This window comes from Candidatus Bathyarchaeota archaeon, assembly GCA_026014725.1.
Taxonomy (GTDB): Archaea; Thermoproteota; Bathyarchaeia; order Bathyarchaeales; family Bathycorpusculaceae; genus Bathycorpusculum.
The window spans coordinates 244,541-256,792 of sequence record JAOZHV010000059.1 but is presented as its reverse complement, the minus strand read 5'-3'; the positions used below and the strand labels follow the sequence as shown (position 1 = coordinate 256,792).

12 protein-coding genes are annotated in these 12,252 nt (G+C 44.7%); 5 read left to right on the top strand and 7 right to left on the bottom strand.

Annotated features, from left to right (window positions below; all coding sequences use genetic code 11):
- Positions 1-8: 8 nt before the first annotated feature.
- From NWE95_13185 to NWE95_13175, 3 genes are all read right to left on the bottom strand, one after another.
- The gene (locus NWE95_13185) at positions 9-569 is read right to left on the bottom strand and encodes a TATA-box-binding protein (protein ID MCW4004854.1); all 561 of its coding nucleotides are present in this window, start codon (positions 567-569) and stop codon (positions 9-11) included.
- A 67-nt stretch (positions 570-636) separates the two neighbouring features.
- Positions 637-1,299, bottom strand: coding sequence for a signal peptidase I (locus tag NWE95_13180; GenBank protein MCW4004853.1), 663 nt, complete (start codon positions 1,297-1,299; stop codon positions 637-639).
- 120 nt (positions 1,300-1,419) lie between these two features.
- Positions 1,420-1,590: a chorismate-binding protein gene (locus tag NWE95_13175; GenBank protein MCW4004852.1), complete on the bottom strand. Its 171-nt coding sequence runs from the start codon at positions 1,588-1,590 to the stop codon at positions 1,420-1,422.
- A 719-nt stretch (positions 1,591-2,309) separates the two neighbouring features.
- On the opposite strand from NWE95_13175, the gene NWE95_13170 reads away from it, so the two are divergent.
- Positions 2,310-2,828, top strand: a complete 519-nt coding sequence (locus tag NWE95_13170; GenBank protein MCW4004851.1) for a YkgJ family cysteine cluster protein — start codon at positions 2,310-2,312, stop codon at positions 2,826-2,828.
- Between the two features lie 55 nt (positions 2,829-2,883).
- Here the strand turns inward: NWE95_13170 and NWE95_13165 are convergent, their stop codons facing one another.
- Both NWE95_13165 and NWE95_13160 read right to left on the bottom strand, forming a co-directional pair.
- Complete coding sequence (locus tag NWE95_13165; protein ID MCW4004850.1) at positions 2,884-4,200, bottom strand: restriction endonuclease; 1,317 nt, start codon at positions 4,198-4,200, stop codon at positions 2,884-2,886.
- Positions 4,201-4,605: 405 nt separating this feature from the next.
- Complete coding sequence (locus NWE95_13160) at positions 4,606-5,688, bottom strand: hypothetical protein (GenBank protein ID MCW4004849.1); 1,083 nt, start codon at positions 5,686-5,688, stop codon at positions 4,606-4,608.
- Between the two features lie 195 nt (positions 5,689-5,883).
- Here NWE95_13160 and NWE95_13155 point away from each other — a divergent pair, with 195 nt between their 5' ends.
- The 3 genes from NWE95_13155 to rnz are packed head-to-tail and all read left to right on the top strand — an operon-like array spanning position 5,884 to position 8,733.
- Positions 5,884-6,774, top strand: coding sequence for a ribose-phosphate diphosphokinase (locus tag NWE95_13155; GenBank protein MCW4004848.1), 891 nt, complete (start codon positions 5,884-5,886; stop codon positions 6,772-6,774).
- On the top strand, positions 6,767-7,816 hold the full coding sequence (locus NWE95_13150; GenBank protein MCW4004847.1) for a TRM11 family methyltransferase: 1,050 nt from the start codon (positions 6,767-6,769) through the stop codon (positions 7,814-7,816). The genes NWE95_13155 and NWE95_13150 overlap by 8 nt, the downstream gene beginning before the upstream one ends.
- A complete protein-coding gene (rnz, locus tag NWE95_13145; GenBank protein MCW4004846.1) occupies positions 7,813-8,733 on the top strand; it encodes a ribonuclease Z in 921 nt (306 codons plus the stop codon). Before NWE95_13150 ends, rnz begins: the two co-directional genes overlap by 4 nt.
- On the opposite strand, the gene NWE95_13140 is transcribed toward rnz, so the two are convergent.
- On the bottom strand, positions 8,722-9,504 hold the full coding sequence (locus NWE95_13140) for a sugar phosphate isomerase/epimerase (protein MCW4004845.1): 783 nt from the start codon (positions 9,502-9,504) through the stop codon (positions 8,722-8,724). The two genes, rnz and NWE95_13140, sit on opposite strands and share 12 nt — an antisense overlap.
- Positions 9,505-9,639: 135 nt before the next feature.
- On the opposite strand from NWE95_13140, the gene NWE95_13135 reads away from it, so the two are divergent.
- Positions 9,640-10,425 carry a lipoate--protein ligase family protein gene (locus tag NWE95_13135; protein MCW4004844.1) on the top strand — a complete coding sequence of 262 codons (786 nt, stop codon included), beginning with the start codon at positions 9,640-9,642 and terminating at the stop codon, positions 10,423-10,425.
- Here NWE95_13135 and cysS read toward each other — a convergent pair.
- Positions 10,422-11,822, bottom strand: coding sequence for a cysteine--tRNA ligase (gene cysS, locus NWE95_13130; protein MCW4004843.1), 1,401 nt, complete (start codon positions 11,820-11,822; stop codon positions 10,422-10,424). The two genes, NWE95_13135 and cysS, sit on opposite strands and share 4 nt — an antisense overlap.
- Positions 11,823-12,252 lie beyond the last annotated feature (430 nt).

The following is a 12,252-nucleotide window of genomic DNA, read 5'->3' as shown; positions in this document are numbered from 1 at the left end:
GTTTGTGCCTAATCATAAAAGATAAGGCTTGTTTCTTCAAGTAGCGTATGCAATTTTCCAACTGCGTCGTAGACGTCTTGTTCTTTTTTAGCACCCGTACAAACAAGCTTTCCACTGGCGAAAAGCAGAATCACAACTTTTGGGTCTTCCATGCGGTAGATTAAGCCTGGAAATTGCTCAGGCTCATACATAGCATGCCCCAAAGTGTAAGCTGCTTTTTCTAAATCAATCATGCCTCCTAAACCGCCTGAGGCAACGATGTTTTGGATTTTAAGTTCTGGTTTGCTGATGATTATGATTCCGCCTTTTTTGAGTTCTTTAACAACCTTCATGACGGCTCTTTTGGCTTCCTTCTCGGATTTAGCGCCTGTGCAGACCATTTTTCCAGAACTAAAAATTAAAGTCGCTGTCTTTGGGCGTTTTAATCTAAAAACTAGGCCTGGGAATTGTTCAGGGCGATATTCGACGCCTGGGTAACCTTTTACTACAGCGTTTAAATCAACTTTTTGGTTGAGTGTTGCGGATGCGACTACGTTTTCGATGCTTATTGTGGCTTTAACTTTTGGCAATTGATTCCTCTCCTGTTCAAACCGCCCTCGGATACCCATTTATCAAGGATTCTATTTATAAAGACATCTATAACTGTGGGTTGGCGCTGATTTGTTGTTCAGGTTTCTTTTTTTCTCTTAGAATTGGGATGACAAATTCGATAATGATTAACAGTATTATGAGTGAAATTACTATGGGTAATCCCCAGTTATTGTCTCTCATGAAAAGGGTAATCCAGCCAAACCATGGAATTCGCATGATGACTTTTCCTTCAATTAGGTCTTCGGGGACTCCGTTTGCGTCAGGGATGTTATCGTAGTAGTTGGGTTCGTCTGGCCAAAGTATGGGTCCGTTGCCGTCGCCTTTTGTTTTGAAGTATAATGTGCCGTTGATGTTTTGGGAGCTTACGATGCGGTGAACGATAGGTGTTACTCCTTTTGGGTTTTTGTAGATGATTATGTCGCTGTTGGGGTAATCGGTTTTCAAATCTTTTGGGTCTACGGCTTGGATGATTAGTATGTCGCCTTTGTGTAGGGTGTGTTCAAAGGGGTGCAGTATACTTGTCCAGCCGTCACACCTGCTGCCGTAGGGGACGCACATGCTGCCGCTTTCTACGACGCGTACGGGAACTGGTGTGCCTAGTGCAAGTTGTAATCCGAAGAAGAAGGCAAAAACTATGGCGACAATCAGTGCGATGGCGACAATTGTTTTGATGTATTCGTTTTTCCATAATTTTTTGAGTGTTTGCACATTTTTGCCTCTGTGTTGGTTGGGAATGTTCGTGTTGATAACGGGTTTCCGACCTTTAAAACTACCGATAAAAAAAGAAAAGTAGAGATGTGATGTGGGTTGTTTGGGCGAGCGTTAGGTTTAGATTTTTTGTTTGTTTAGGACTTCGCGGAATACGTTGCCGCATTTTGGGCATTCGTAGAGTCCGATTTCTAGTTGCATGCGTTTGCCGGCTTTGTCTGGGCGTCCAGCCATTTTCCATGTTTTTTTGGGTTTTGAAACTTCGGTTCCGCATTTTGGACATTTCGCCATTTTTTCTCCTCCGTGTTATCGCTTCCATGGTTTTATGTTGATAGCATAAAAGACTTTCCGTAGTTTTTGTTTGGATATTGGTTTTGTTGATGGTTGTTTTAGGCATTTTTTTGTTAATGTTGTCGGTTTGCGGTTTGTTGCTTTGCAATAGACCCCATCCCCCTATAGGGGGGTTAAGCCTTTTTGTTTTTTTAATAGTAGAAGAAGAGAGTAGCTCCCTTACTCATCATCTACCAGTGGGCTTTGTAGCGGACTGGGTTTTTGCGTCAGCGTTAGCTAAAAGGCGTAGGCTGGTTGTGGACGATTCCTCAAGCAGAAACCACCAAACATGCAAGCCGCAACGCTTCTGTTGCTTTTTTGGCTACCCTCTCCTCCTATAAAAAGCAGTTTGGATGTTGATAAACTGCACGGTGTTTACTGCGACCATTAAATAGTCGGTTAGGGGTGCCTTGGAGAATTTTACCACGACCAACACATTAAGGCAAAAGCTCCGTAATGGTCGTAGTAGCGTATGGTCGCAGTAAGTCAACATGCTTTTGAGTTGAGAAACCGCCAATAGCACCTACTACCCCTTAGGAGATTTTTTTTAACCTACTTCCTATAGGTTTAAACATAGAACCACTATTGGATTCAAATATGTTCATGATGTTAGTGTTTGCTGAATGGGGTGGGAAAATTTATTTGCTCGTCTCTGTTCTCTTTGCTGTTGTGATTGATGAGTGCACTTTGTTCCATGGCAAAACATCGCCGACTGGCACTGCAAAGCATGCGGCATCTGCTGCAAACTCTACAGCGTAGTCTTAGCCTTCCCCGAATGGTTGCACATCACAAAGACTTTCGGGTTAGACACCACCGTGGCAGGCTTAGACCGCTTCTACATAAAACGCGCAACCGACGGCTCCTGCGCTTTTCTGTGCAACACGTCGCGCAACTATTTTTGTGGACTGCAAAGCATGAAGCCTGAAGCGTGCAAGCTGTGGCCGTTTAAAGTGCTCTCTGAGCCGAAATACGGCGAACCAAACCAAGCCGCCTTCGATTATCGAGGAAACAAACTCTACATCTACGCCGACACCATGTGCAGCGGGTTGAGGTATGGTGCGCCAACATGGGATTTCCGCTACACTACTGTAAGGGAGTTTGCTGAGCTAGCGCTTGGAGTTAGGCAGGTACAGTATAAGACTACTAGAACGGTTACTCCTTGGCAAAACCAATGGGAAAGACAACTAAGATTCCCATAATTCTAAGCATTCAATTATAAACTTTGTATGTAAATATTTTTCTAATAGCTTTAGATTAACCAAACAATTTTTCCCATAGAGATAACGCATTGAACGGATCAAATCGTCTAAATGTAGTGCTCTCATGTCCAGATGCTTCAAAGCAACTCGGGCATAGCATTTCCTTAAAAATTAAATATCTTCGTTTCCAGAATCCGTGTTCCCTGCAAGTGGTTCGACCGCATCTTTTACATCTAAACCCATGAATTGATCTTATCAAAAAACCCCCAGAATGTGTCACTTTGCCACAAGTATCACAAATAATAGCGCCTTCTGTTATCCTCTTGTTACAGATTCTACACGCTGTGAGATTATCAGCTAATGACAAAAGACGCCCTGATTGCGCTTGTGCTCCTTCAGAATAATAACTTGTTGAGCCTAATTTGAAATCTAACCTAGTTAAAGGAAGGTAAAGCTGGCGTATGTCACTAATATAAATGTCCCTTTCACTAGGAACGCATTTTTTAACATATCTCCGATTGTTACGACCATAATACGAAACATTTCTGGAATGTTTTTCTATGATTAATTTTTTAGCGCTTCTTTGCATTGTTGAACCATCGATTTTGAATGTAGGTAAATTCCCTTTGAAATCTTCATGTGGCTGATTAAATGCATACTGCTGTTCTGTTTCCAAGAAGGCACTAACATTATCGGCATATGATTGCCCAGTGTTTCCATCAAGCAAAATTCGAGCTTTCGAAGTGTTTTCTCGATGGATAATTCCGATTGATGTTTCAAAGACACTATTTATACTGTAAGTTATGGAATAGACGGGTCGATACGAAACAATTCTGCTCAAATTATTTAATAACTCAGAAGGACGCCGAGGATGGCTAAAGGAAAACGAAGCGACTCGCGATGATATGGCATTAATTGTTTCCTCTTTTGATGGAAGAGCATAAGACCAAACGCTCAATTTTTGTTTACCGCTAACTAAGATAACATTAGCGCGAGATGCCATATCGATGAGAATAGGACGGTCTACCATATCAATCGGTGTTGTGGAACCTGCAAGTTTTGAGGCATACTCCAATGCTTCTTTTGTAAAGCGCCCTGTAGTAACAAGAATGCCTTTAGTAGCTTTCGAAGTGACAACTGCCGAATGTAACTTTTGAACCACTGGACGACCGATACTACTTTTTGGTTGGTGTTTGCATTCTATAACAATTAACCCACTCGAAGAATGAATCAGTATGTCTCTACCGCCATCTTGTGTGTATAGTATTTTTTCGACATGCCCATAACCTAATTTGCTTAGTATGTCTGCAACAAGCTCTTCAAAATCAAATCCTGACATCTTATCTAAGAGAACTGTCGTGCCTTCAATCACTGGAAGACCTCTAAGTCTTTATTCTATTTTCGAAATAGCATCTATTTTAAATTTATGAACGCTTGTTCCATTCAGGCTTTTCTTTGTGACTTGTATGGTCTAATCGGTTCAATTTAGCGTTAATTCTGGTATATAGTTATCTTTCAAGGCTATCAATTGTACCAAACTACATAAGACCACATGAAGCAATAGACGGCAAAACACCTTCAGAGGCATGTGGAATATAAAAGGAAAGATAGATAACTCATACAAAATGCTCGACAAAATTCAGTATAGATGTGTACTACAACTTGCTAGTACATAGTGTTTCAGAACAAGTTTTATATATCTAATCTTGGTAAGAGGATATTTGCGTATGATCCCACATCGGCATCATGTGCCATCGTCAACTACTAATGAAAAGTGTTAAGGTGGTTTAACTCTTTCTTTTAATTCCTTGAATGGCATTATCTGTAGTTTATACATGTCTTTAAGTGTCATGGCGTTTTCTTCTGCTTCCTTTCCTGCATAAATGAATACATCACCATCTCTTATTTTTGCCGTGTCTATTTTCTTGTTAAATCCTTGTAAACAACCATTCAGCTTTCTAGCCAATAATGTTGCGTCTGGATATATCGAAAGCTTTTTTATATCATCGGTCGTGTACCCGTCAGCCTTGAGAAAAATTGTTGGTTTAGCGTGTTGATTTGAAACGTTGATCAATTCATCGCTTATCCATCTTATTTGTGAAAGAGTGTTTGAGTCAAGAAAACGAACCTCAACATCAAAAGCGTATTCTTCCCAAATACGTGTAATATCTTCTGGTTTCAAGTGTAAATAGTTATCATATAATTTTTTATCTGTTAGAGAAGCAATCATATCAGCGGTTGAAATAAAAACATTACATTCATCACCGTGGGGATATACAACTGGAGAGGTTTTACTTAACAAGTCCTCCCAAGCGTAGGTTACTTTACCTCTAAATCCATCCACAAATATTTGCTCGTTTTCTCTTTTACGTTGATTAAGATAAGTCCATGCTGTAATGTAGGAAAAATAGGTTGAAAGGGTTCTGAGAAAATCAAATGTCGCTATTTCTCTTTTAGGGCTTCTATACCCACCCACTTCAACCTTAGGTATTGTGGCAGAAGGAAGAATAACGTATGAGATAAAAACTGAATCTACTAAATCTTGTATTTCTTTAAGTAAGTTATCCGCCATTTTGTAGGTTTTTGAGAAGCCAGCAGAGGGAAAAAATTCAGAAGATGCTAAACAACCACATACTGGGGAAACGCCAAACTCCGTTAAAATTCTGGTCATTTTTTCGATGTAAAGGTCTTGGAACTCTTTGATCTTAGTTACCTTTACTCCGCAACCTAAAGGTGAGAAGAACTTGAGGTCGCCAACTTTATTTGACCTCTTGAAATCCTTTGAGTCAAAGGCTGTTATAGCCGACATCATTTTACCCTCTATCTCGTATTGTGTTAATCGGGTTTTAAAGATTTGCAATATAAATCACATTAACCAAAAAGTAACAACCTTAACGAAAAGTCACGTCAACCGAAGAAGCAACAGAACCCCTTTATCAGTTTATAAAATGGGGTATAGCTTTTTTCTGAGCGCTTCTTTCGCATCTTTGATTATTAGTCGTTGGATAAGGCTTAAAACCTAAACGTGCCTTCCTAACAAGGCAGAGGAAACACAATGAAGATTGTCTCTGGTCCAGCGTCCAAAGAACTAGCCGAGAAAGTTTCAGAGCTAACAGGCTTCCAAAACGTGCCAGTTTCAGCCAAAATTTTTCCAGACGGCGAATCCTACGTTCGCTTAGAAGGCAACGTCCAAGGCGAAGAAGTAGCCATAGTGCAAACCACCTGTCCACCCATGCAGGACGGCAGACTAATGCAGTTAGCGTTCATGGCTGACGCGGCAAAACGCGCTGGCGCAACCAAAATCACAGCAGTCACACCTTATCTAGCGTATGCGCGGCAAGACAAGATGTTTTTGTCAGGCGAAGGCATAAGCGTCCAAACCGTCGCGCGAATGCTGAAAGCCTCAGGAATCGACCAGTTACTCACCGTTAACATTCACTCAGAAAAAGCCCTCAAACAATTCCCCTTCCCAGCCAAAACAACAAGCGCCATACCACTTTTGGCACAGTATTTTGTTGATAAGGGCTACAAGAAAGCCTACGCACTCTCACCCGACAAAGGCGCAATGTACATCGCCTACGAAGCCCAGCAGGTTTTAGGCGGCAACGCAGGACACCTAGACAAGCAACGCGACCGCTACACTGGACAAACCACACAAACAGGCAAAGGCTTAGACGTAAAAGACCAAACCGTCATAATCCTCGACGACATCATCAGCACAGGCGGCACAATCGTTGGCGCAGCAAAAATCCTAAAAGAACAAGGCGCAAAACACATCTTCACCGCATGCGTCCACCCACTGCTAATCGGAGACGCAGCAAAACGCATCCTAGACGCTGGCGTAGAAGAAATCGTGGGCACAGACAGCGTGCCAGGACCCTACAGCAAAGTCTCGCTTGCACCGCTCATTAGCAAACAACTCAAAGGCGCAAATCCGAGTGCCTAAACTCTTCTTTTTGCTCTCAGGCGAAAACGAAACCCTGCCAGCCGCAGAAGTAAAAGCAATCCTTGAAGCCGAAGGCTACGCCTACTCAAACGTTGAAGTGCTAGACCAAACCCTGCGCTTAGAAGCCGACCTCTCAAGCGTGGAGCCCGTGCAGATAAGAGCCGCATTCACACGCGTCTGCGCACAAGAACTATTCATCTCACAAGCAACAGAAACCGACATCACAAAAACCGCAAACCAAACAGACTACTCCGCCGTCCTCAAAACAGGCGAAACCTTTTCAGTACGCATAAACCGCATAAAAAACTACGCCGACCAAAACATAAACACCATGACCCTCGAAGGCAAACTAGGCAAAATAATCCTCCAACGCACCCAAGGCACAAAAGTTAACCTCAAAAACCCAGACAAAACCTTCATCGGCATCATCACAAACGAAAAACTCATCTTCGGCTTAAAACTAACCGAAATCCAAACCAAAACCTTCAGCGAACGCAGACCACGAAAAAAACCCTTCTTCCACCCATCAGCCATGCCCTCAAAACTCACACGCTGCATGGTAAACCTCGCACACGCAAAAGCAGAAAGCTTGGTGCTTGACCCGTTCTGCGGCACAGGCAGCTCCCTCATCGAAGCCACATACATCGGTTGCCGCGCAATCGGCGTTGATGCACAGAAACGGATGGTGTTGGGCGCTAAAAAAAACCTCGCATACTTCCACATCACAGCCGAGGGACTGATTTTAGCTGACGCACGCAAACTCCCATTCACACGAGTAGACGTGGTGGTTACTGACCCCCCTTACGGACGCTCAGCAAGCACCCTCAAATCAACAACCAAACAACTAGTCACAGAAGTTCTGGCTTCATCTTGGCAACTCCTCGGCGCGGGGCAACGGATTTGTATAGCTTCCCCTAAAACATTAAACATATCCCGTATCGGCGCCCGCTTGGGCTTTCGGCATGTGGAATCACACTTCGCCTACGTTCACAGGACGCTAACGCGGGAAATCGCAGTATTCGAAAAGGTGACCAACAAGTGAGCATTCGCGTGGTATTCTTAGGAACAAGCGGCAGCGTCCCAACCCTCAAACGCAGCCTACCCGCTGTGGTGGTGCAGTGCCCCCGAGACCAGTGGATGTTTGACTGCGGCGAAAACGTACAACGCCAAATGATGCAAGCCAAAGTAAGCTTCCACAAAAAACTCAAAATCTTCCTCACGCATTTGCACGGCGACCACGTTCTGGGCTTGCCAGGACTACTGCAAACCATGGCTCTGATGGACAGAAAAGAACCCGTACAAATCTACGCTCCAAAAGGACTAAAAGAGTTCCTTGTCTGCGCCAAAGAAACCCTCAACTTCGGCTTAACCTTCCCAGTCGAAATCAACGAGATCCTCGCCGAAGGAGTCGTTTGCGATGAAGAAGAGTACCAAGTTATAGCCGCGAAATCAAACCACGCCATAGAAAGCTACGCCTTCGCGTTCGTGGAAAAACCGCGCCCAGGAAAATTCTACCCCCAGAAGGCTTTGGCGCTTGGCGTTCCCGCGGGCGAATTGTGGTCTAAGCTCCAACACGGCGAAGAAATCGCGCTCCCCAACGGCAAAACCGTGAAACCAAGCGACGTTATGGGTCCACCGCGTGCTGGACGCAAAATCATATACACAGGCGACACTAAACCCTTCGAAACCTTCGCAAAATTCGCTCAAGGCGCAGACTTGGTGATTCACGACTGCACCTTCGACGATGCGTTAACTGAAAAAGCAGGCACCGATTGCCATTCAACACCAAGCCAAGCAGCAAGCCAAGCCAAAGCCGCAGGCGCAAAACAACTCGTCCTATTTCACATCAGCGCACGGTACCCAGATGCAAGGTTGCTTTTGGAGCAGGCACAAAAATTTTTTCCAAACACCATTTTAGCCGAGGACTTCTTGGAGCTGGAGTTGCCGCTAAGCGAGTAGCGCCCGCAGTTTCTTTAGGCTCTCTGAAACATGCGTCATGGCTTCAACCATAACCATCTTGTCAAAGCCATTGTTCTTCAACGTCTCCGCAAACCACTCATAATCAATTTTGCCATCGCCCACACCAAGGTGCTGGTCGTCTGAACCGTCGTTGTCGCTGGCGTGAACGTGAACAATCTTGTCCGCTAACAACTCAAAGAACGGCTTAATTTGCCCCTCCAAGTTGGCGTGCCCAAGGTCCATGGCGATGCCGACTGGCAGCTTAGTTTCACGGTACATTTTCATGAACTCTTCAGGAGTGTTCATCAAAAACCAGTATTTTGCAGGCAAATTCTCCAAAGCAATATTCACGCCAAGCTTTTCTGCTATCTCGTAGAGTTCTTGGATGCTCTGGCAAGTCTGCCGAAAATCCGCGCCCGGATAGAACTGCCCGATGCCCGTGCGCTGGCCAGGATGGAAAACCCAGAGTTTAGCACCCATGTCGCTGGCATTTTGCAGAGACTGCTTTAAGCGCTTCATCGAAGCGTTCAGCATCGGCTTGATGGGCGAACCAATGTTGATGTCTGCGAACGGTGCATGCAGGGAATATTCTAGTTTGTAGCGTTTTGCAGCTTCCTTGAGTAGTGCAATGCGCGCCTTGTTTAGTTCGTGTGTGCCGTCATCTAAAATCTCTATGTAGTGTGTGTCCAATTTGCCTAAGCGTTTGACCATGCGGTTGAATGGCTCGCCAAGGCAGTAGAGCATTGAAACGCCGACTTTAGCTTTAGGCATGAAATTTCCTCGTTTGTTTGATTGTTTCTGGTTTAAAGTTAAGCGCATCTAAATAACTTAATCCCCAAAAACAGACAGTTTTGCATAACAGTTTTAAGTCTAACACAATTTTTCATTGGCAAGGACTGAACAATAATGGACACTTGGCGTTTACTCCCACTGGAAACTAACACTGCCGCAATGAACATGGCAATCGACGAAGCCATCCTAACCGCACGAACAGCCAACAAAGTGCCCAACACCTTGCGGTTTTATCGTTGGCAGCCCTCAGCCGCAAGCATCGGCAAAAACCAGAACCCAGAAAACGAACTCTACCTTGACAACTGCAAAAAACTGGGCGTGGATGTTGTTAGGCGCATCAGCGGCGGCGGCACCGTCTACCACGACTACGAAGGCGAGGTTACTTACAGCGTGGTGGCAAAAGTGAGTGATTTAGGAACTGCAGACATAACAACTGTCTACTTCAAAATTTATGAAGCCATAACCGACGCCCTGCGGCTCTTGGGTGTACCTGCAGATTTCAGCAGCGGCGACGCAAAAAACTGCCCGAATCTAACGGTGAATGGCAAAAAAATCAGCGGCAGTAGCCAAACTATCACACGTGGCATTGTACTGCAACACGGCACCTTACTGTTGAAGGCGGATTTGCCCAAAATGTTCACGCTTCTAAAACTCAAAAGCCTCTCCTGCGCTCAAGCAACAGACATTGCACAGCGGAAAATCACTAGTATCGAAAATGAGTTGAGGCATCCAATTTCGCCAGAAACCGCTGTCAACGCGCTTACACAGGGCTTTAGAGCTATGCTGAAAATCCAGCTTGAACCAGGCTCATTGTTGCCTTACGAGGTTGAGCTTGCCAAAAAACTCTGCAAAGAAAAGTACGCGACCTCAGAATGGAACTTAACAGGTAAAACTGCCTAAGTTTTCTCTCTGTGCCACCGCACACCCTGCGCTGTGTCCTCAAGCACGATGCCCATGGCTTTTAGTTGCGCTCGTATGGCGTCGGCTTCTTTCCAGTTTTTGGCTTTGCGTGCTTCCTCGCGCTTCTGCACTATTGCGTCAATATCTTTGGGCAGTACCTCTTCGGATTCCACTTTGCCGATGACGCCTAAAACCTCGTCAATGCGCATCATCAACCCGCGGATGTCTGCCGCTTCTGCCTTGCTTACCTTGTTGGAATCCAGCAGGTTGTTTATGTCGCGGACGAAATCAAAAAGTGACGCCAAAGCCACGCTGATGTTTAAGTCATCATCCATTGAGCCGCCAAAACACGCCTCAAGCTTCTCTGTTAAGGCTGAGACTTCTTTGCATTCTTTTCCGTCTGCATCGTGCAGGCGCCTAACAAAATTTCTTAAGCGTTCAACAGCGCTTTTTGCGGCTTCTAAGCCCTCAAAGGTGAAGTTGAATTGTTGCCTATAATGCGTTGACAACAGCAAGTAGCGAATCGCGATAGGGTCGTAGCCTTTCGCTAATAGGTCGCGTAGAGTGTAGAAGTTGCCAAAGCGTTTTGCCATTTTTTTGCCTTCTACCTGCAGGTGCTCGTTGTGCAACCAGTAATTCACAAACCTCTTGCCCGTTGCGGCTTCGCTTTGCGCAATCTCGTTCTCGTGATGCGGGAACATGTTGTCTACGCCGCCACAGTGAATGTCAAAGGTTTCGCCCAGATACTTCATGCTCATGGCGCTGCATTCGATGTGCCAGCCTGGTCTGCCCTTGCCCAGTTCCGTCTCCCAAAATACATCGCCATCTTCTGGTGTCCATGCTTTCCAGAGGGCGAAGTCTTGGGCTTCTTCTTTGGCGTATTCGTCTTGGCTGACTCGTGCGCCTGCCTTGAGTTCGCCGACTTTTATGTGGGATAGTTTGCCGTAGTCTGGGAACTTGCTGACAGCATAGTAGATTGAACCGTCTTCGCCTCGATAAGCGATACCTTTAGCCATCAATGTTTTGATTATTGTGACCATTTCGGGTATGTGGTCGGTTGCTTTTGGATAAACGTCTGCAGGCATGATGTTTAGGGCTTTAATATCCTCAAAGAAGGCTTTCACGTAAAAATCAGTAAATTGCCTAAGTGGCAAACCCTGCTTTTGGCTGCCCTTAATGGTTTTATCATCCACGTCAGTTAGGTTCATGACGTGCGTAACCTTGTAGCCGCGCTGAATCAGCCAGCGTTTAAGCAAGTCTTCAAAGAGGAAAGCGCGGAAGTTGCCGATGTGCGCAAAATCGTAGACTGTTGGACCACAAGTGTACATCTTCACCTTGCCCTGTTCCAACGGCTTGAACTCTTCCTTTCTACGGGTTAGTGTGTTAAAAAAGCGAATTTTCTGTTGTGTAAGTGTCACTTTCTCAGCCGAACAAATACAAGAGCCGAAATTATTTAAGCATTACATAAGGTACATTTTAGCTCTTAAGGTGCAACCTCAAACTTAATATCCGAAGGCACTCATTTAATCTTGGTTAAAAATGACCGATTGCCCCAAATGCGGTAATAAAATTCAAGCACGAAAAATGTTACGGCTTACTAACCTTAACTCAATTACGTGCCAAGTTTGTGCCTCAAAGCTTAGAGTAAAAAACAAAGAGATTAATAGCGCTATTGGGGGCGCTGGAGGCGCGATAGGCAGTGTTTTCATATTCATACTAATTATTTTATTTGCTCAGACTGGCAACTTTGTATACTTAGGATTAGCCGTGGTATGGTTTACTGCTGTATTTTTTGTTGCTGGGTTGCTTGTAATTAAGTTCGTTAAG